At 65.7% G+C, this 17,747-nt stretch carries 23 protein-coding genes; 17 read left to right on the plus strand and 6 right to left on the minus strand.

Annotation, left to right across the window (positions count from 1 at the left end):
• The first annotated feature begins 17 nt into the window (after positions 1–17).
• The 4 genes from mltA (at position 18) to ABUE31_RS09315 (ending at position 2,499) form a co-directional block, all read left to right on the plus strand.
• A complete protein-coding gene (gene mltA / locus ABUE31_RS09300) occupies positions 18–1,121 on the plus strand; it encodes a murein transglycosylase A (protein WP_367723248.1) in 1,104 nt (367 codons plus the stop codon).
• Positions 1,118–1,663 (plus strand): Smr/MutS family protein, encoded by a 546-nt coding sequence (locus ABUE31_RS09305; RefSeq protein WP_367723249.1) that lies wholly within the window; start codon positions 1,118–1,120, stop codon positions 1,661–1,663. The genes mltA and ABUE31_RS09305 overlap by 4 nt, the downstream gene beginning before the upstream one ends.
• Positions 1,660–2,043 (plus strand): helix-turn-helix domain-containing protein, encoded by a 384-nt coding sequence (locus ABUE31_RS09310; protein WP_367723250.1) that lies wholly within the window; start codon positions 1,660–1,662, stop codon positions 2,041–2,043. The genes ABUE31_RS09305 and ABUE31_RS09310 overlap by 4 nt, the downstream gene beginning before the upstream one ends.
• 63 nt (positions 2,044–2,106) lie before the next feature.
• Positions 2,107–2,499: a DoxX family protein gene (locus ABUE31_RS09315; protein ID WP_367723251.1), complete on the plus strand. Its 393-nt coding sequence runs from the start codon at positions 2,107–2,109 to the stop codon at positions 2,497–2,499.
• A 179-nt stretch (positions 2,500–2,678) separates the two neighbouring features.
• On the opposite strand, the gene ABUE31_RS09320 is transcribed toward ABUE31_RS09315, so the two are convergent.
• From ABUE31_RS09320 to hslV, 5 genes are all read right to left on the minus strand, one after another.
• Entirely contained in the window at positions 2,679–3,677 is a 999-nt protein-coding gene (locus ABUE31_RS09320) for a DUF1402 family protein (RefSeq protein ID WP_367723252.1), read from the minus strand.
• 106 nt (positions 3,678–3,783) lie between these two features.
• A complete protein-coding gene (gene hslU, locus ABUE31_RS09325) occupies positions 3,784–5,094 on the minus strand; it encodes an ATP-dependent protease ATPase subunit HslU (RefSeq protein ID WP_367723253.1) in 1,311 nt (436 codons plus the stop codon).
• A 3-nt stretch (positions 5,095–5,097) separates the two neighbouring features.
• Positions 5,098–5,691: a DUF2585 domain-containing protein gene (locus tag ABUE31_RS09330; RefSeq protein ID WP_367723254.1), complete on the minus strand. Its 594-nt coding sequence runs from the start codon at positions 5,689–5,691 to the stop codon at positions 5,098–5,100.
• Positions 5,692–5,696: 5 nt separating this feature from the next.
• Positions 5,697–6,197 (minus strand): GNAT family N-acetyltransferase, encoded by a 501-nt coding sequence (locus ABUE31_RS09335; protein WP_367723255.1) that lies wholly within the window; start codon positions 6,195–6,197, stop codon positions 5,697–5,699.
• On the minus strand, positions 6,187–6,738 hold the full coding sequence (hslV, locus tag ABUE31_RS09340; RefSeq protein ID WP_367723256.1) for an ATP-dependent protease subunit HslV: 552 nt from the start codon (positions 6,736–6,738) through the stop codon (positions 6,187–6,189). The genes ABUE31_RS09335 and hslV overlap by 11 nt, the downstream gene beginning before the upstream one ends.
• A gap of 184 nt (positions 6,739–6,922) precedes the next feature.
• Between hslV and hisB the strand changes: the two genes are divergently transcribed.
• The 13 genes from hisB (at position 6,923) to ABUE31_RS09405 (ending at position 16,512) form a co-directional block, all read left to right on the plus strand.
• Positions 6,923–7,522, plus strand: a complete 600-nt coding sequence (hisB, locus tag ABUE31_RS09345; RefSeq protein WP_367723257.1) for an imidazoleglycerol-phosphate dehydratase HisB — start codon at positions 6,923–6,925, stop codon at positions 7,520–7,522.
• 2 nt (positions 7,523–7,524) lie between these two features.
• A complete protein-coding gene (locus ABUE31_RS09350; protein ID WP_367723258.1) occupies positions 7,525–8,001 on the plus strand; it encodes a DUF2628 domain-containing protein in 477 nt (158 codons plus the stop codon).
• Positions 8,001–8,651 carry an imidazole glycerol phosphate synthase subunit HisH gene (gene hisH, locus ABUE31_RS09355; RefSeq protein WP_367723259.1) on the plus strand — a complete coding sequence of 217 codons (651 nt, stop codon included), beginning with the start codon at positions 8,001–8,003 and terminating at the stop codon, positions 8,649–8,651. Before ABUE31_RS09350 ends, hisH begins: the two co-directional genes overlap by 1 nt.
• A 3-nt stretch (positions 8,652–8,654) precedes the next feature.
• On the plus strand, positions 8,655–8,954 hold the full coding sequence (locus tag ABUE31_RS09360; protein WP_437344095.1) for a DUF1330 domain-containing protein: 300 nt from the start codon (positions 8,655–8,657) through the stop codon (positions 8,952–8,954).
• A gap of 4 nt (positions 8,955–8,958) precedes the next feature.
• Positions 8,959–9,705: a 1-(5-phosphoribosyl)-5-[(5-phosphoribosylamino)methylideneamino]imidazole-4-carboxamide isomerase gene (hisA, locus tag ABUE31_RS09365; protein ID WP_367723261.1), complete on the plus strand. Its 747-nt coding sequence runs from the start codon at positions 8,959–8,961 to the stop codon at positions 9,703–9,705.
• Positions 9,702–10,538 (plus strand): arginase family protein, encoded by an 837-nt coding sequence (locus ABUE31_RS09370; protein ID WP_367723262.1) that lies wholly within the window; start codon positions 9,702–9,704, stop codon positions 10,536–10,538. Before hisA ends, ABUE31_RS09370 begins: the two co-directional genes overlap by 4 nt.
• Positions 10,539–11,330: an imidazole glycerol phosphate synthase subunit HisF gene (gene hisF, locus ABUE31_RS09375; RefSeq protein ID WP_367723263.1), complete on the plus strand. Its 792-nt coding sequence runs from the start codon at positions 10,539–10,541 to the stop codon at positions 11,328–11,330.
• Between the two features lie 9 nt (positions 11,331–11,339).
• On the plus strand, positions 11,340–11,678 hold the full coding sequence (locus tag ABUE31_RS09380) for a phosphoribosyl-ATP diphosphatase (protein WP_367723264.1): 339 nt from the start codon (positions 11,340–11,342) through the stop codon (positions 11,676–11,678).
• Positions 11,679–11,689: 11 nt separating this feature from the next.
• Positions 11,690–12,649 (plus strand): type I pantothenate kinase, encoded by a 960-nt coding sequence (gene coaA, locus ABUE31_RS09385; RefSeq protein ID WP_367723265.1) that lies wholly within the window; start codon positions 11,690–11,692, stop codon positions 12,647–12,649.
• Positions 12,650–12,734: 85 nt separating this feature from the next.
• Positions 12,735–12,917 (plus strand): hypothetical protein, encoded by a 183-nt coding sequence (locus tag ABUE31_RS09390; RefSeq protein ID WP_367723266.1) that lies wholly within the window; start codon positions 12,735–12,737, stop codon positions 12,915–12,917.
• Positions 12,918–13,104: 187 nt separating this feature from the next.
• Complete coding sequence (locus ABUE31_RS09395) at positions 13,105–14,154, plus strand: glycosyltransferase family 2 protein (RefSeq protein ID WP_367723267.1); 1,050 nt, start codon at positions 13,105–13,107, stop codon at positions 14,152–14,154.
• Positions 14,154–14,912, plus strand: coding sequence for a class I SAM-dependent methyltransferase (locus tag ABUE31_RS09400; RefSeq protein ID WP_367723268.1), 759 nt, complete (start codon positions 14,154–14,156; stop codon positions 14,910–14,912). Before ABUE31_RS09395 ends, ABUE31_RS09400 begins: the two co-directional genes overlap by 1 nt.
• A gap of 4 nt (positions 14,913–14,916) precedes the next feature.
• Positions 14,917–16,512: a hypothetical protein gene (locus tag ABUE31_RS09405; protein WP_367723269.1), complete on the plus strand. Its 1,596-nt coding sequence runs from the start codon at positions 14,917–14,919 to the stop codon at positions 16,510–16,512.
• Here the strand turns inward: ABUE31_RS09405 and ABUE31_RS09410 are convergent.
• Complete coding sequence (locus ABUE31_RS09410) at positions 16,437–17,687, minus strand: glycosyltransferase family 87 protein (protein WP_367723270.1); 1,251 nt, start codon at positions 17,685–17,687, stop codon at positions 16,437–16,439. The two genes, ABUE31_RS09405 and ABUE31_RS09410, sit on opposite strands and share 76 nt — an antisense overlap.
• Between the last annotated feature and the right edge of the window lie 60 nt (positions 17,688–17,747).

A 17,747-nucleotide genomic window follows, 5' to 3' on the forward strand; every position in this document is an offset into this window, starting at 1 on the left:
CGCGCGTGGAGGGATCCGTGCCGCTCTCGCCGCTGTTTCGTCCGCTCTCCTACGACGCCGTGCCCGGCTGGGCCGATGACGACCACTTGCCGGCCCTGGACGCGTTTCGCCGCTCCGCCTTGCGCGTCCTGGAAAAGCCTTATCGCAGCGGCGCCCTTGGCGTCTCGTTCGACGGCTTCGAGGCCGCCTACCGCGATTCACGTGAAACACAGTTCCGCGATGACGCCGGTGCGCGGGCGTTCTTCGAACGGCATTTCGCGCCGGCGCTGATCGTGCCGGAGCCCTCCGGGCACGGGTTCGTCACGGGTTTCTATGAGCCGATCGTGCAGGCTTCACCTGTCAGGACCGCCCGCTTCACCGTGCCGCTGTTGTCGAGGCCGGATGATCTCGACGACGTCGACGACGGCAATCGCCCGCCCGGCATGGACCCGAGCTTCGCTTTCGCGCGGCGGACGCCGGCGGGACTGGTCGAATATTTCGACAGGCGGGCGATCGAGCAGGGCGCGCTGGCCGGGCGGGGACTGGAGATCGCCTGGCTGGAAAGCCGCGTCGACGCGTTCTTCATCCATGTCCAGGGTGCGGCAAGGCTGGCGATGACCGACGGCTCGACCCGGCGGGTCACCTATGCCGCCAAGACGGGCCATCCCTTCACAGCCGTCGGCAGGGTACTGGCCGACCTCGGCGAAATCCCGTTGGCCGAAGTGACCATGCAGTCGATCCGCGCCTGGCTGGCGCGCAATCCGCGACGCGTGGACGAAATTCTCTGGAGGAACCGGTCCTACATCTTCTTCCGCGACGCAGCGGTGGCGGACACTGAACTCGGGCCGGTGGCGGCGGCGAAGGTACCGTTGACGGAGGGTCGCTCGATCGCTGTCGACCGCCTGCTGCACACGTTCGGCACGCCGATCTTCGTCGACGCGCCGTCCCTGACGGCGTTCGGGGGTCAGGGTTTCCGCCGGCTGATGATCGCCCAGGACACCGGATCGGCGATTGTCGGGCCGGCGCGGGGCGACCTCTTCGCTGGTTCCGGCGACGCCGCGGGCGAGATCGCCGGGGTGGTGCGCCACGCGGCGGACTTCTATGTGCTGCTGCCGCGTCCCCTGCTGGAGCAGCAGCGGTGAGCCGGAAGACGGATCGGCCGGGCAGCGCGCTGTCCGACGAGGATCGCGTCCTCTGGAACCTGGTCGCCCGGTCGACCAGGCCGCTGAAAGGGCGCAGCGCGCCGGCGCCCGAACCGGCCGCGTCAGCGGTACAGGACAAGGTGGCTCCCGCGACCGAAAGTCGGCCGCCTGCTGCGGCGGCGGCGCCGACGCTGGCCAAGTCGCTGCACCTGAGGCATGCGCTGGACCGTCCGACGCTCGACAAGCTTTCGCGCGGCAAGCTGCCGATCGAGGGCCGCGTCGACCTGCACGGCATGACGCAGAGCGAGGCGCATGCGCTCCTTCTGTCGTTCCTGAAGCGCGCCCATGACCGCGGCGTGCGCTATGTCCTCGTCATCACCGGCAAGGGATTCTCATCCGGCGGCGACGGCATCCTGAAGCGGCAGGTTCCGGCGTGGCTGGCGACGCCGCCGTTTCGGGCTTTGGTGTCGAGCCACGACGTGTCGGCGCGCCACCACGGCGGCGAGGGGGCTCTCTACCTCCGGATCCGGAGGAAATCGTGACGCCGCTCGGCCTCAAGCTTCGCGAACTGCGCCGCCGGAAGGGCGTCAGTCAGAAGCAGATGGCCACGGCGCTCGGCGTCAGCGCTGCCTATCTGTCGGCGCTCGAGCACGGACGCCGCGGCGTGCCGACCTGGGCCCTGCTGCAGAAGATCATCGGCTATTTCAACATCATCTGGGACGATGCGGAGGAGGTTCTGCGGCTTGCCGGGCAGTCGCGGCCGCGCGTCGTCATCGACACGTCGGGCCTGTCGCCGCAGGCAACCGAACTGGCCAACCGGCTTGCCGAACGGATCGGCAGCCTCGATGCAACCACACTCGCGGGGCTGATCGACGCCCTGGACGGCCCGGACAGCCGGGCGCCTGGTCGATACGACGACTGACGGCGATGTCGGGACAGGTGATCCCGGCGCGTCCTTGGGCGATACACGCTCAAGGAGTGCATCATGAATTCCAGAACCATGACCATTGCCGGCTGGCTGCTGTCCGCCCTTTTCGTGCTGTTCATGCTCGGCGCTTCGATCACGCCGAAGCTGCTGGGGATGCCTGTTGCCGAGGAAACCATGCGCCAGCTCGGCTGGCCGGACGGCTACGTGCTTGCCATCGGTGTTACCGAACTCGTGCTCGTCCTGCTCTATGTCTTTCCGAAGACGTCGGTGTTCGGCGCCGTCGTCATGACGGGGTTGCTCGGCGGCGCGATGGCGACGCAGGTTCGAGCCGGCACTCCGCTCGTCAGCAACCAGTTGTTCTCTGTCTATCTCGGACTGGTCATGTGGGGCGGCCTGTGGCTGCGAGATCCGGACCTGCGCGCGATCTTCCCGTGGCACCGCGAGCGTTGACGCTGGGGGCGGTTTGTGGAACCTAAGATGAAAACGACGTCAGGCGGGGGTTCCGATGAAGAAGACCTACAGCAAGCCCGAAGTGGCGAAGCGCGAGAAGCTCGGCCACGTGACCGCTATCATCATCGACTCGGCTTCGGTCCAGAACTGATTTCCGCGCAGCCGCCAGGCAGTGATGCCTAGAACAATGCCTGCAGCTCAGGCAGCTTCTCGTTGACCAGCCAGCCGTAATAGTTCTCTTCCGGGAAGCGGGGCGCCTCGCCCCGGCTGGCGCGCTCGGCGTTCTCGCGCTTCAGGGCGCGTGCGCGGACATCAGGATTGCCGATATTGTAGAGCGTGGCGGTGATGCCGGGATTCTGGGAGATGTCGAAACCGGCGATCTCCGCATAGGCGTCGATCGACTTCCTGAGCGCCGCCGCGACGTAGTCCAGCGTCAGGTCCGGGTCCATAATCGTCTCATAGACCTGGTTCGGATCGTTGGCGTCGAGGCGCGGCAGGCCCGAGACCCGGTTCACGAGATCGCTCATCTGCAAGGCGGTGAGCGGCGAGAGCTGGCCGAGCCCGAATGTCTGGCCGGCATAGAAGGGCTGGAAGAAGACGGCGGCGAAGCGGTTGTTCGGAAAGGCCGTCCCGTCGACCGTCTTGCCGCGGAAGGCCCTGTTCCAGACGCGCTCGCGACAGGACCAAAGCTCGTAGCTCGACGACGCCGTGCATTCAGCGAATTGCGGGCGGCGGACGAAGTCGGACACGTTCTCGCCGTCATAGGCGAAGGAAAGGTCGGCCTTCAGGTAAGCGACAGCCTTGACGTAGTAGGTTTGCAGCCTGTCGTAGGCGTCGACATTGTAGGTGTGCTCGCCGACGATCGCGCCGGCGATGTGGATCGGGTCGATGCCGTAGGCCCGGGCCGCCGCGACGATCTTCTTGCGTAGCGCGCTGTCGTTCTTCAACAAGGCGTAGACCTTGCGGTACTTGGCCTCGAAGGTCGTGCCGCCGGCCTTGGTGCGTTTGGTCGACCCGCCGGGAACCCCGGGCTGCTCGGCCGACCGGTTGCCGGGGGGCACCAGCGTGGCGGCATGCGCCAGCGAGATGCCGGCGAAAAACACAAGCGCGGCCAGAATGGCGCGCCCCGAAAATCTGCCCGAAGGCGATGCCTGTCCGAAGAACAACTGCCCGATCATCCACCAAACCCGCGAGAGTCGCCCCTCAAAGCCGGTGCGCAAATTATGGGATGCGCCGGCCTGAGTCGAGGGGAGGCGGCCAAGCGCATCGTTCCTTCAGTTGCCGCTAGAGGATGAAGCGCGAAAGGTCGGTGTTCTTGGCGAGGTCTCCGACATGCTTCTCGACATAGGCGGCGTCGACCTTGACGGTGGAGCCACTGCGGTCGGGCGCGTTGTAGGAGATATCGTCGAGCACGCGCTCCATCACCGTCTGCAGACGCCGCGCGCCGATGTTCTCGACGTTGGCGTTGAGGTCGACCGCGATCTGCGCGAGCTGGTCGATGGCGTCGTCGGTGAAGTCGAGCGCGACGCCCTCGGTCGCCATCAGTGCGATATACTGCTTGATCAGGCTCGCTTCCGTCTCAGTCAGGATGCGCACGAAATCGTCCTTTTCCAGCGCGCGCAACTCGACCCGGATGGGCAGGCGGCCCTGAAGTTCGGGCAGCAGGTCGGACGGCTTGGAGACGTGGAACGCCCCCGAGGCGATGAACAGGATGTGGTCGGTCTTGATCGGGCCGTACTTGGTCGCGACCGTCGTTCCCTCGACGAGCGGCAGCAGGTCGCGCTGCACGCCCTCGCGCGAAGGCCCGCCGGCGACGCCCGAGCGGGCGGCGATCTTGTCGATCTCGTCGAGGAAGACGATGCCGTCGTTCTCGGCCGATTCCATCGCCTGGCGCACCACTTCGTCCTGGTCGAGCAGCTTGTCGGACTCGTCGTTGACGAGGACGTCGTAGGACTCCTTGACGGTCGTCTTGCGCGTCTTGGTGCGCTGTCCGCCCATCGCCTTCTGCAGCATGTCGTTGATGTTCAGGACGCCGACGCTACCCCCGGGCATGCCGGGGATGTCGAAGCTCGGCATGCCGCCGGTTCCGGTGTCGGCCACCTCGATCTCGATTTCCTTGTCGTCGAGCGCCCCTTCGCGCAGCTTCTTGCGGAAGCTGTCGCGGGTCGCCGGCGAGGCGGTCTTGCCGACCAGCGCGTCGAGCACGCGCTCCTCGGCGTTGATGTGCGCGCGTGCCTTGACGTCCTCGCGCATCCTCTCGCGCACCAGCACGATGGCGATCTCGACGAGATCGCGGATGATCTGCTCGACGTCGCGGCCGACATAGCCGACCTCGGTGAACTTGGTGGCCTCGACCTTGACGAAGGGCGCCCCGGCCAGCTTGGCGAGGCGGCGCGATATCTCGGTCTTGCCGACGCCCGTCGGCCCGATCATCAGGATGTTCTTGGGCATGACCTCTTCGCGCATCTGGCCGTCGAGCTGCTGGCGGCGCCAGCGGTTGCGCAGGGCTATGGCGACGGCGCGCTTGGCGTCCTTCTGGCCGATGATGAAGCGATCGAGTTCGGAAACGGTTTCGCGGGGGGAGAAGGTGCTCATCTACTAAAGTCCACTTTGCCACTGCCTGATGAACTCGAACGGATGCAGCAGCATGATCACGTTGAGCGTCAGATTGTCCCGGATGATGTAGCCCGTGCCGAGCTCGAAGATGATCGCGAGGGCCACGACCACAGATATAGGGAGCCGCGCCGCCATCACAAACCCCAGCACCATGGCCAGCGTGTCCGAGACCGAGTTGACGATCGAATCGCCGAAATAGTCGAGCGAGATCGTGGCCTCGCGGTAGCGGTTGATGATGAAGTCGCTGTTCTCGACGAGTTCCCAAGCGACTTCCACGCCGGCCGCGAAGGCCAGCCGTATGAGCAGGGGCGCGCGCGGGAACAGGAACCGCGACAAGGCATAGAACAGGAAGCCGTGGATGATGTGGGACGGCGTGTACCAGTCGGAGATGTGCTGGGAGTTCTCCGAACTCTGCACCACGCCGTGCCACAGCTTGACGGTGCCGCATTCGCAGATCGGGATGCGGCCCATGGCATAGAGCGCAACGGCCTGGAATGCGATGATGCCGACGACGAGATAGAGTCCGATGCGTCCGGGATCGGCTTGTCTCGATCCGTTTCGGTGTGCCGCCGGCATGTTTCTTATCCCTCCGCGTCGAGCGCCATCATCAGCGCCGGGCCATAGATCGTGTCGCGGCGCTCGAAAGCACGAAATCCCGCCTTTTCATAGGCCCGGATGGCCCTGAGGTTCTCCGGATGAGGGTCGATGATCACGCGCGGCGCCCCCTCTTCGAGGAGCAGCTCAACGTACTGCCGCACGATGGCCGATCCATGTCCCTTGCCGACGAGGTCCGGCGGGCCGATCGAGATGTCGATGCCGAGCGTGCCGAAAGGCTGGTCCTGGTAGGGATGGTCGTCCTCGAGGTGCGGGTCGTAGCTCTGGAGATACGCGATCGGCCGCCCGTCGAGTTCGACGATCAGCGGCTCGGTCTCGATGCTGTCCATTGCTTCCCGGATGGCGGCGATCTCGGTCTCTGGATCGTCCCACCATTCGGCGAGGTGCGGTTCGGCGAGCCAAGCCGCCAGGAGCGGCAGGTCGTCCTCCGTCACCGCACGGAAGTCGTACCGCGCCTCAGGCGGCATCGAGCGTTTCGACGACGAAGTTGTTGTTGGTGTAGACGCAGATGTCGGAGGCGATCTGCATGGCCTTGCGGGCAATCTCCTCGGCGTCCTTGTCGGTGTCGATCAGCGCGCGCGCCGCGGCCAGCGCGTAGTTGCCGCCGGAGCCGATCGCCATGACGCCGTGTTCGGGCTGGAGCACGTCGCCGTTGCCGGTGATGGCGAGCGATACGTTCCTGTCGGCGACCAGCATCATCGCCTCGAGATGGCGCAGATAGCGGTCGGTCCGCCAGTCCTTCGCCAGTTCGACGCAGGCGCGGGTGAGTTGCTCGGGATACTGCTCCAGCTTCGCCTCGAGGCGCTCGAGCAGCGTGAATGCGTCCGCGGTGGCGCCGGCGAAGCCTGCGATGACGTTGCCGTTGGCGCCGATCCGGCGGACCTTTCGCGCATTGCCCTTCATCACGGTCTGGCCGAGGCTGACCTGGCCGTCGCCGGCTATCACGACCTTGCCGCCCTTGCGCACCGTTACGATGGTCGTGGCGTGCATGGTCAATTCGTTGGACATGGTTCTGCTCCGATTTCGCGCGGGTCCCGAAAATGTCGGCGGTCCGCGCGGTACGAGATTGTCGCCGCATATGTATGCAGGAGAGGGCGATTTGCAAATCGCCCCGGGCGGCCGGCATGGCAACTGGCAATCGCCCGACCATGCTGGTAGAAGGCGGACGCTTTCGACCAGCAGGACCTCCGCAATGGCATCCCGTTCCGCAGAAGTCGCCCGCAAGACCAGGGAGACCGAGATTTCGGTCTCGCTCGACGTGGATGGCGTCGGCAAGGCCGATATGGCCACCGGCGTCGGCTTCTTCGACCATATGCTCGACCAGCTCTCCCGGCATTCGCTGATCGACATGACGGTGAAGGCCAAGGGCGACCTGCATATCGACGACCACCACACGGTCGAGGATACCGGCATTGCGATCGGGCAGGCGCTGTCGAAGGCGCTCGGCGAGCGGCGCGGCATCATGCGCTATGCCTCGATCGACCTCGCCATGGACGAGACGCTGACGCGTGCGGCGATCGACGTGTCGGGCCGGCCGTTCCTGGTCTGGAACGTCGCCTTCTCCGCCCCCAAGATCGGCACCTTCGATACCGAACTGGTGCGCGAGTTCTTTCACGCTCTGGCGCAGAACGCCGGCGTCACGCTGCATGTCACCAACCATTACGGCGCCAACAACCACCATATCGCCGAAACCTGCTTCAAGGCGGTGGCGCGCGTGCTACGCGCGGCGCTGGAGCGCGATCCGCGCCAGCCCGATGCGGTGCCGTCCACCAAGGGCAGCCTGAAGGGATAGAAATGGCTATCCATGTCGTCATGGAACCGCCGGGCGCCGACACCACGCAGGCAGCCGAGCGCGCCGTCATCGTGCGCGATGGTTTTGCCTTCCTCGCCTTCCTGGTGCCGCCGCTCTGGCTGGCCTGGCACCGGCTGTGGACGGAGGCCATCCTGGCGCTGGCCGCAAGCATTGCTCTGGCGGCTCTGGGTGAAATGGCGGGTTATGGCCCACTCGGGGCGGCGCTTTCGCTGCTGGTCTCGCTGTTTGTCGGCCTCGAAGGTCCGGCGCTCCGCGTCAACGCGCTGAGGCGGCGCGGCTGGGTCGAATGGGGCGTTGTCGAGGCCGGCAACCGCGCCGAAGCCGAGATAAGGTATCTCGCCGGCGACGGCGCGGTGGTCGAAGCGGCGCCGGCACCACCCCGCGCCGTTGTCCCGTCCGTCGGCAGATTGCAGTCCGGTCCGGCGCTCGGCCTTTTCGACTATCCGGGAAGACACTGATGCGCGTTGCGATCATCGACTACGGTTCGGGCAACCTGCGCTCGGCCACCAAGGCGTTCGAGCGTGCGGCGCGCGAGGCAGGCCTTTCGGCGGAGATCGACCTGACTGCCGATGCCGAGCGCGTCCGCCCGGCAGACCGCATCATTCTGCCGGGCGTCGGCGCCTATGCCGATTGCGCGGCCGGCCTGCGCGCGGTCTCCGGCATGTGGGAGGCGATCGAGGAGGTCGCCATCGCCAGGGCGCGGCCCTTTCTCGGCATCTGCGTCGGCATGCAGCTGATGTCCGAACGCGGCCTAGAACGCGTCACCACGCCCGGCTTCGGCTGGATCGCGGGGGATGTCAGGGAGATCACGCCCGGCGATCCCCGGCTGAAGATCCCCCAGATCGGCTGGAACACGCTGCAGTTGCGACGCGAGCATCCGCTGTTCAGCGGGATCGCGACCGGCGACAACGGTCTCCACGCCTATTTCGTGCATTCCTATCATCTCGACGCACGCAACGCCGGCGACGTCGTGGCCACCACCGACTATGGCGGTCCGGTGACAGCGGCCGTGGCGAAGGACAACCTCGCCGGCACCCAGTTCCATCCCGAGAAGAGCCAGGCGCTCGGCCTCGCGCTGATCGCCAACTTCCTGAGGTGGAAGCCGTAACGGATGGAGGCCGGTGTGAAAAAGGGCTACTGGATGGCGATGGTCGACATCACCGACCCGGACAACTATCCGCGGTACATCGCGGCCAACAAGGCGGCGTTCGACAAGTACGGCGCGAAGTTCCTGGTGCGCGGCGGCGAGGGCCAGGTCTACGAGGGCCCGGCGGCCACGCGGCTGGTCGTCATCGAGTTCGACAGCTACCAAACCGCCCTCGACTGCTTCCATTCGCCGGAATACCAGGCTGCCCTGAAGTTGCGTCGGCAATTTTCGACCGCGCATTTCGCCATCGTCGAAGGAGCGTGAAGCGGTGATCCTATTCCCGGCCATCGACCTCAAGGACGGCAAGTGCGTACGCCTGAAGCTCGGCGACATGGACACTGCCACCGTCTACAACGAGGACCCGGCCGCACAGGCCATGGCCTTCGAGGACCAGGGCTTCTCCTGGCTGCACGTGGTCGACCTGAACGGCGCCTTCCAGGGCAAGAGCGTGAACAGCGCGGCGGTCGGCGCGATCCTCAAGGCGACGAAGAACCCGGTTCAGCTCGGCGGCGGCATCCGCAGCCTGGCGCAGATAGAGGACTGGCTCGACCGCGGGCTGTCGCGCGTGATCCTCGGCACCGTCGCCGTGCGTGAACCCGACCTCGTCAGGCAGGCGTGCCGCGCCTTCCCCGGAAAGATCGCGGTCGGCATCGATGCGCGGGGCGGCAAGGTCGCGGTCGAGGGCTGGGCGGAAGCGTCCAGCCTCGGCGTCATCGAGCTGGCGAAGAAGTTCGAGGACGCCGGCGTCGCGGCCATCATCTACACCGACATCGACCGCGACGGCGTGCTTTCCGGCATCAACTGGGAATCCACCATCGCGCTCGCGGAGGCCGTTCCCATTCCGGTGATCGCGTCGGGCGGGCTCGCCTCGCTCGCCGACATCAGGCGGATGACGCTGCCGGACGCCCGCAAGCTGGAGGGCGCAATTTCCGGACGCGCACTATATGATGGGAGGATCGATCCGGCCGAAGCGCTGGCGATCCTCGATGAGGCAAGAGCGGGATTGGTGCAGTGAAAATCTCCATGATCGTCGCGCCCTACGACAGTGGCCGCCGCCACGAGGGCTTCGGCAAGGGGCCGGATGCGTTGCTGGCCGGCGGCCTGGTCGAGACGCTGGCCTTGAGCGGGCACGACGTCGACGTCGTCGAGATCGACAAGATCAAGGGCCTCGACGATCGCGAAATCGCAACCGGCTTCGCCGTCTGCAAGGCGGTCGCGGAAAAGGTCTCCGAGAGCCGGGCCTCCGGCAGCTTTCCCATCGTGCTCGCGGGCAATTGCCTGACGACCTGCGGCGCGCTGGCGGGCGAGGCTGCCGATTCCCTGATCTGGTTCGACCAGCACGGCGACATCAACACGCCGGAAACCTCGCCCTTCGGGTTTCTCGACGGCATGGCCCTGGCCACCGCGCTCGGCCTATGCTGGCGGCCGATGGCGAACGCCATTCCCGGCTTCGAAGCGGTCGATCCGGCGAAATGCATGCTGGTTGACGCGCGCGACCTCGATCCCGACGAGAAGACGCTGCTGGCCAGCCTCCCCGTGATCCACGCGGAAGTGGACGAAGCCGCCGACAAGGTGTCGGCATTGAAGAAGGCCGGCGTCAGCCGCACGCATCTCCATATCGACCTCGATGTGCACGACCCCGACCGGCTGCAGGTCAATCGATACGCCGAGCCTGGCGGACCGGAGCCGGCGGCGCTGCGCGAGGCGGCGAGCTGCATGGCGCGGTCGGTGCCGATCGTCGGCCTGACGCTTTCGGCCTACGATCCGGCCTTCGACGCCAAGGGCGAGGTGCCGCCCGAGGTCGGCCGGCTGGTGGTCGACTTCGTCGCCGCCATGGAGCGCATCTGAATGCTCAAGGCCCGCGTCATTCCCTGCCTCGACGTCAAGGACGGTCGGGTCGTCAAGGGCGTCAACTTCGTGGACCTGGTCGACGCCGGAGATCCGGTCGAGTCTGCCGCCGCCTATGACGCGGCCGGCGCCGACGAACTGTGCTTCCTCGACATCACCGCATCGTCGGACAACCGCGAGACCATCTTCGACGTTGTCGCCCGGACCGCCGAGCGCTGCTTCATGCCGCTGACGGTGGGCGGCGGCGTGCGCAGCGTCGCCGATATCCGCAAGCTGCTGCTGGCGGGAGCCGACAAGGTGTCGATCAACACGGCGGCCGTGAAGTCGCCTGAATTCGTCGCGGAAGCGGCCGCCAAGTACGGCAACCAGTGCATCGTCGTGGCGATCGACGCCAAGAAGGTGTCGCGCGCGGAGGAAGCCCCGCGCTGGGAGATCTTCACGCATGGCGGCCGGCAGGCGACCGGCATCGACGCCGTGGCCTTCGCCGAGAAGGTGGTCGGGCTCGGCGCCGGCGAGATCCTGCTGACGTCGATGGACCGGGACGGCACCAAGGCGGGCTATGACATCGCGCTGACCCGCGCGGTTGCAGACGCGGTGCGCGCACCGGTCATCGCATCGGGCGGGGTCGGTACGCTGGACCACCTGGTCGAGGGCGTGCGCGACGGCCACGCGACAGCGGTCCTGGCCGCCTCGATCTTCCATTTCGGCACCTATTCGATCAGCGAGGCCAAGGCTCACATGGCGCGCGCCGGCGTGCCGATGCGGCTGGACTCTGCTGCTGCGGCGCAATAAACGGCGAGCATGGGCAGTTCTCCGAGCGCATTCTCGCTGGCCGACCTCGAAAAAATCGTCGCCGAGCGCGGTCGCGGCGGCGATCCCGGCTCGTGGACGGCGAAGCTGTTTGCCGGCGGCATGGACCGCGCCGCAAAGAAGCTCGGCGAAGAAGCGGTCGAGGCGGTGATCGCCGCGGTCGCCGGTGACCGCAACGCTCTCGTTTCCGAAAGTGCGGACCTCGTCTATCATTGGCTGGTGGTGCTGGCGCTTGCCGGCGTGCCGCTGTCCGAGGTGTTGGCCGAGCTTGAGCGGCGGACGGCGCAATCGGGGATAGCCGAGAAGGCGGCGCGGCCCGCGCCGCGCTGACGGGAGTGTCGATGGACCACCTGGTGGCGACGGAAAAATACTCGCCCTACCGGTTTTACTCGGCGCAGCGCTGGGGGCAGTTTGCCGAAGGCGCCGCGCTGACTCTGACCGAGGACGAGGTTCGCCGGCTTTCCTCCCTGAACGACCCGATCGACCTCAGCGAGGTCAGGCGCATCTACCTGTCGATCTCGCGGCTCTTGTCGGCGCATGTCGAGGCGAGCCAGTTGCTGTTTCGCCAGCGGCGCGACTTCTTCAAGCTGCCGCATGCGATCAAGACGCCCTTCATCATCGGCATCGCCGGATCGGTGGCGGTCGGCAAGTCGACGACGGCGCGCCTGCTGAAGGAACTGCTGGCGCGATGGCCCTCCAGCCCGAAGGTAGACCTGATCACGACCGATGGCTTCCTGTTTCCCAACGAGGTGCTGCGCCGGCAGAACCTGATGGAGCGAAAGGGTTTTCCCGACAGCTACGACGTCGGCGCGCTTCTGCGCTTCCTGTCGTCGATCAAGTCGGGCCAGGCCGACGCGCGCGCGCCGGTCTACTCGCACCTTACCTACGACGTGGTGCCCGGCGAACACGTGGTCATCGATCGTCCGGACATCCTGATCTTCGAAGGGCTCAACGTCCTGCAGACCCGCGATCTGCCGCAAGACGGCAAGTTCGTGCCCTTCCTTTCGGATTTCTTCGATTTCGCCATCTACATCGACGCCGACGAGGCGCTGATCCACGACTGGTATGTCGAGCGGTTCATGCGGCTGCGCGAGACCGCATTCCGCAACCCCAAATCCTTTTTCCACCGCTACTCGGAACTTTCCGAGGACGCGGCGCGCGCCATTGCCGAGGGGTTGTGGACCAACATCAACCTGAAGAATCTGCGCGAGAACATCCGCCCGACCCGACCGCGGGCCGACCTGATCCTGCGCAAGGGCGCGGACCACCGCGTCGAAGAAGTCGCCCTGCGCAAGCTTTAGGCCGCGTTCCGGCACAAGATTGTGATTTCCGCTTTCGGCCGGCGCCGCCTAACCTGCGTTCGGGCTTGAGCCGAAGGAGCCGACCATGAGGACAATGCTGGTACTGGCCTGCGCCATGGGCCTTTCCGTTTCCGTAGCGAGCGCGGACTGCGCAGCACATGCGAAAGTGACGACTGCCGTCGATACCGAGACCACGGTCGCGAGCGTGCTGCCGGCGCAGCCGGTCAAACAGTCTACCAAGGCCGAGGAACCCTCCGAAGCCGAATGACCTCGCCGCAAATGGCGAAATACCTCCAGTTGGGCGCCTTGGCGCCCGTTTTTTTGCTGCGAACGTTCCTTTGCGTGCCGAGAGTGTCGAAATTCCGCCAAATGCCCGCGAGCGGCGCTTAAAGTTAACTTAACCGCGTCGCACTACCGTCCCGGCGATGACCTGATGAAACGGGCAGCGGCGGACGATGAACGCACCCTTTCCGCATCCAGATACGCCAGCGGCCGAGCAGGCCGTACGCGAGCGCATCGGCACAGCGTTGCCGGGCGCGACTCCCGACCAGCCTGGCGACGTGTGTGTCGCGACGGTCGCCCTCATCGTTCCTGTTCACAACGAGGAAGCGGCGATCGCGCCGTTCCTGGAAGCGGTCTACCGCAACACCGAGGTCTTGACCGAACAAGGCATCGCCTTTGACTTCATCTTCGTCAACGATGGTTCGACGGACGCGACGCTCGACTGCCTGCTTCTGGCGCAGAAGGACGACCCGCGCATCCGCGTCGTCGACCTGTCGCGCAATTTCGGCAAGGAGGCGGCGATGACGGCCGGCCTCGACATGTGCGACGCCGACGCGGCGATCCCGATCGACGTCGACCTGCAGGATCCGCCCCACGTCATTCCGCAACTGATCGAGAAGTGGCGCGAGGGTTTTGAAGTCGTGCTGGCCAAACGTGCCGACCGTTCCTCGGACGGCTTCATGAAGCATCGCACGGCGTCGCTGTTCTATCGCATCCACAACGTCATCGCAGCCCAGAAGATCCCGCACGATGTCGGCGACTTCCGCCTGATCGACCGCCAGGTGATCGACGCGCTGCGCGCGCTTCCGGAGCGCCGCCGCTTCATGAAGGGCCTGTTCGCCTGGGTCGGATTCCGCACCGCGACCGTCGATTATGTGCGCGAGCCGCGGACGGCCGGCCGTTCCAAGTTCTCCGGATGGAAGCTGTGGAACTTCGCGCTTGAAGGCATCACCAGCTTCTCCAGCGCGCCGCTGGAGATCTGGACCTATGTCGGCGCGACGATTTCCCTGTTTTCCTTCGTCTATGGCCTGGCCATTGTCGCCAGGACGCTGGTCTTCGGCATCGACGTCCCGGGTTATGCGTCGCTTCTGGTCAGCATCCTGTTTCTCGGCGGGATCCAGCTGCTCGGCATCGGCATCATCGGACAGTATCTCGGCCGCGTCTACGCGGAGATCAAGCAGCGCCCGATCTACATCGTCAGGCGCACGTTCGGGGGCAATTGATGGAACTTGACGCGTATCGAAAAATGGCCGCCACCGAAGACGGCCACTGGTGGTTCTGCGGCCGGCGCTCCATCGGCGAGGCGGTCATTCGCGGTCTTGGCCTGCCAAAGGACGCCAGCATCCTGGAGATCGGCGCCGGCACCGGCGGAAACATCGCCATGCTCGAGAAATTCGGCGAGGTTCTCGCGGTCGAGATGAGCGATCTCGCGCGGCGGATCGCCTGGGAGAAGACGGGCCGCGAATTCCTGTACGGCTATCTGCCCCACAACATTCCGGTCAAGCCGGGCTCGGTCGACCTGATCTGCCTGTTCGACGTGCTCGAGCATGTCGCCGAGGACGAGACGTCGCTGGTTGCCATGCGCCGGCTGCTCAAGCCGAACGGCAAGATCGTGCTGACGGTGCCCGCGCACCAGTGGCTGTGGAGCACGCATGACGTGGACCTCCACCATCACCGGCGCTATTCGCGCACGCTCCTGAAGGAAAGGATCGAGCGCGCAGGCTACCGCATCGACAGGCTGACCTACACCAACGCCGCGCTGTTTCCGGTCGCGGCTCTGGCCCGGCTGGCAGACCGCCTGCGCAGCGCCGGCTCGGCTTCCGGGCTTGGCCAACCGCCGGCAGCCGTCAACGCCGCCATGAAGGCGCTTTTCTCGGCCGAAAGCCTGATCGTGCCGAATGCCTCGCTGCCGTTCGGCGTATCGCTGCTCGCCGTGTTCGGCCGGGACGAGGCGGCGCAGGACGACCGCCTGGCGGCGTGATCCCATGCGACAGACGGACGGCAGTCTGATCGACGGGCTGTTGTCGCTCGGGATGTCTGGCCGTGCAAACTTGAAAGCTCGTAGCGCGATGTTCGCGTCCTGGGCGGCTTCTCTCCTTGTCGCGATTGCGGCCGGCTGGATGGCCTACGCCGTCGTGCCGACAAACGTCGATGTGGCATGGCTTATGGTAGCCGGCGATCGGCTGCTCGACGGTGCGCGCCTTCATGTCGACGTGGTCGAGATCAACCCGCCTTTCTCGGTCTGGCTGTATATGCCTTTCGTCTTGGCCGAGCGCGCGACGGGTCTGCCGGCGGAATTCTGGTTGTCGGTAGGCCTCCCGACGATGGCGTTGCTGTCAGTTTCGATATGTATGCGCATGTTGGCGCGTTGCGAACCCGCCAATCGCGACTCGGCTTGGATGGCGCCTGCGGTTCTTGCGGCGCTGCTTTGCATTTTCATTGCGGATTTCGGTCAGAGGGAGCAGTTCGCCACCGTCGCGCTGATGCCATGGCTTGCGCTGCTCGCCGCACGCGACGGCAGTGAGAACTTTGAGGCAGGGACCCGCTTTGAGCGCGTCGTTGCTGGTTTGGGCGCCGCGCTGTTCGTCATAGTCAAGCCGCCACTCTCACTACCGGCACTCGCGCTTCCCGCGTTGGCTCTATGCGTCAGACGGCGTTCGCTTCATCCAGTGTTCACGTCTGAAACGATGCTTGGCGCGGCAACAACGCTGGCCTACCTGATCTGGCTCGCCACCTTTCACAAGAGTTTCTTCGTGGACCTCGTGCCACTGCTGAGCGATCTCTATCTGCCGGCCCGCAAGCCGGTGCTGGATATGCTGCTTAGCCTGCCGGTCATTATCTTCGCCATGCTGGCCGCAGCCACATTGCTCGTATCGCGGCCCGAGGGCCTTGGCAGGTTTCCGGGAGTGATCTTGCTGGCGGCGGTGGGATACGTGCCGGCCTTCGTGTTGATGGGAAAGGGCTGGACCTATCAGGCGCTGCCCTTCCTCTTGCTGGGAATGGTGGCCTTTCTGCTCCAACTGGGACAACGCAAGACCGCCACTACGCCGCTGGCCCTGGGTGGACTTGTGACAGGAACGGCAATCATCGCCCTGCTGGTATGGACCAACGAGCCGTCTGCACAGGCGGTCAGGCGTACCGAACTGGAAAACGTCGCGGCGCGTGTCATCCGGGTGGTCGAGCATCCGACCGTTGCAACTATTGCGACCCGCCTTCAAGCGGCTCACCCCCTCACCCGCATGGTCAATGGCGACTACCGGTCCCGCTATCCCGGTTTGTGGATGGTCGAGAACGCGGCCAAGCTGATCTCTGCCAGGGGGGCGGACGTGCAGCAAGCGGCCAGGCTCCGGATCCTGCAGGCGGATTTCATAAGTCGAGCCGTCGAGGACATAGAACGCGCCCGGCCCGATATCATATTCGACGCGGGTACGAAGGATTGGCCCGGCCAAGCCGTAGTTCGTTCGTATCCGGCAATTCAAGGGCTGCTTGGAGAATACAGGACGCTCTATCGCGGCAGCGAAGTCACGGTTCTTGTCCGCTCCGACCTGATGTCCGGATTGACCCAGGTCGGATCACCCTGACGGCGAGCAAGCGTGGGAGCCAGCAGGGCGGCGGCAACCGAAATCGGCACCAGGACGCCGATACCGATCCCCCGGTAGTTCAGCAAATGTGCGAACAGCGGGAAGAGCCATGCAATCGCGTATGCCGGCCAGAGGGGTCGCGCAGACGTTGCGAACAGATAGGCCAGCGCGACGCACGTCGGGATCATGTCGTAGGTGTAGCCGTAGGGTGTGGCGACGAGAGCCAGCGTGGCCGTGATCAACGCGCGTCGGCGCGGGTCGACGGGGGTGGAGGGCATCCAGAGCCAGGTCACGGCGGCGATGGCCGCGAAAGTGGCGACCGCCTGCGCCGCGTAGGAGACATCCAGGCCGGCGCCGAAGGAGCGCGCCATGATGAAGACGGTGAGCGCGTTGCGCTGGTAGGGTTGGGGATAAGGCGCTTCCATGATGGCGGTCATCAGCGCCCGCGTCTCGCTCATGAACGCCGGCCACACGCCGAAACCAAATGCCACGCCGGTCGCTAGTGCCAGGGCCGATGCGGTGACGGCGGCCGAACCGAAGGCGCGCCAGTTGCGGCTGGCGATCAGGCAGAACGGCACCAAGATGCCGAGGTGCGGCTTGGCGGTTAGCAGGCCGAACAGCACGCCTGCCAGGATCGGCCGCTTCGGAACGGCGAGAAGGCCGCCGATCAGCAGCGCCGCGGTGAGCGCGCCGTTCTGGCCGAACATCGCGTTGAACAGCACCGCCGGCGACGCCAGCGCCGCTGCATGCAGCAATGCCGGCAGGCGCAGCGGGCGGATCGCGAGGTGCAGTAGAAAGACGGTACCGAAGGTCCAGACCAGATAGGCCGGCAGCACGGGCAGCAGCGCGAGCGGCGCGCCGACCAGCAGCATGGACGGCGGGTAGCTCCATTCCTGGTCCGGCAGGTCGGGCGAAAACATCGCACGAAGCGTAGCGCGGTAGGCGTCGGGGTCGAACAGTGTCTCGACATGTCCGTCGAGCGCCATGCGCGCGCCGGCCCAGAGGTTGGAGAAATCCCGGTAAGGCAGCCGCCCCGAGATTTCGGACAAGCCGTCGGCCGACAGATTCCAGAGGTTCATGTGGTAGGTGGTGGCCGGAACGACGCCGAAGGCGAAGACCAGCAGCGCGGCCGCCAAGGTGAGGCGCGTCTTCGGCCTGAAATCGTCGGTCGTCATGCGCGCGCCCCATGCTCCGGCTGGCGCAAGCATAGGCGGGCGCCGTTAAGCAAGCGTTGC

The sequence above is a fragment of the Mesorhizobium marinum genome (assembly GCF_040813675.1).
In the GTDB taxonomy this organism is placed as follows: domain Bacteria; phylum Pseudomonadota; class Alphaproteobacteria; order Rhizobiales; family Rhizobiaceae; genus Mesorhizobium_K; species Mesorhizobium_K marinum.

Excerpts from the sequence above, each read along its gene's own strand:
- coaA (WP_367723265.1), top strand. The coding sequence starts at position 11,690 with ATGGACCACCTGGTGGCGACGGAAAAATACTCGCCCTACCGGTTTTAC.
- ABUE31_RS09380 (WP_367723264.1), top strand. The coding sequence starts at position 11,340 with ATGGGCAGTTCTCCGAGCGCATTCTCGCTGGCCGACCTCGAAAAAATC.
- hisB (WP_367723257.1), top strand. The coding sequence starts at position 6,923 with ATGGCATCCCGTTCCGCAGAAGTCGCCCGCAAGACCAGGGAGACCGAG.
- hslU (WP_367723253.1), bottom strand. The coding sequence starts at position 5,094 with ATGAGCACCTTCTCCCCCCGCGAAACCGTTTCCGAACTCGATCGCTTC.
- ABUE31_RS09320 (WP_367723252.1), bottom strand. The coding sequence starts at position 3,677 with ATGATCGGGCAGTTGTTCTTCGGACAGGCATCGCCTTCGGGCAGATTT.
- ABUE31_RS09400 (WP_367723268.1), top strand. The coding sequence starts at position 14,154 with ATGGAACTTGACGCGTATCGAAAAATGGCCGCCACCGAAGACGGCCAC.
- ABUE31_RS09360 (WP_437344095.1), top strand. The coding sequence starts at position 8,655 with ATGGAGGCCGGTGTGAAAAAGGGCTACTGGATGGCGATGGTCGACATC.
- hisF (WP_367723263.1), top strand. The coding sequence starts at position 10,539 with ATGCTCAAGGCCCGCGTCATTCCCTGCCTCGACGTCAAGGACGGTCGG.
- ABUE31_RS09315 (WP_367723251.1), top strand. The coding sequence starts at position 2,107 with ATGAATTCCAGAACCATGACCATTGCCGGCTGGCTGCTGTCCGCCCTT.
- ABUE31_RS09395 (WP_367723267.1), top strand. The coding sequence starts at position 13,105 with ATGAACGCACCCTTTCCGCATCCAGATACGCCAGCGGCCGAGCAGGCC.
- hslV (WP_367723256.1), bottom strand. The coding sequence starts at position 6,738 with ATGTCCAACGAATTGACCATGCACGCCACGACCATCGTAACGGTGCGC.
- ABUE31_RS09330 (WP_367723254.1), bottom strand. The coding sequence starts at position 5,691 with ATGCCGGCGGCACACCGAAACGGATCGAGACAAGCCGATCCCGGACGC.
- ABUE31_RS09410 (WP_367723270.1), bottom strand. The coding sequence starts at position 17,687 with ATGACGACCGACGATTTCAGGCCGAAGACGCGCCTCACCTTGGCGGCC.
- hisH (WP_367723259.1), top strand. The coding sequence starts at position 8,001 with ATGCGCGTTGCGATCATCGACTACGGTTCGGGCAACCTGCGCTCGGCC.
- ABUE31_RS09335 (WP_367723255.1), bottom strand. The coding sequence starts at position 6,197 with ATGCCGCCTGAGGCGCGGTACGACTTCCGTGCGGTGACGGAGGACGAC.
- ABUE31_RS09390 (WP_367723266.1), top strand. The coding sequence starts at position 12,735 with ATGAGGACAATGCTGGTACTGGCCTGCGCCATGGGCCTTTCCGTTTCC.
- ABUE31_RS09350 (WP_367723258.1), top strand. The coding sequence starts at position 7,525 with ATGGCTATCCATGTCGTCATGGAACCGCCGGGCGCCGACACCACGCAG.
- ABUE31_RS09405 (WP_367723269.1), top strand. The coding sequence starts at position 14,917 with ATGCGACAGACGGACGGCAGTCTGATCGACGGGCTGTTGTCGCTCGGG.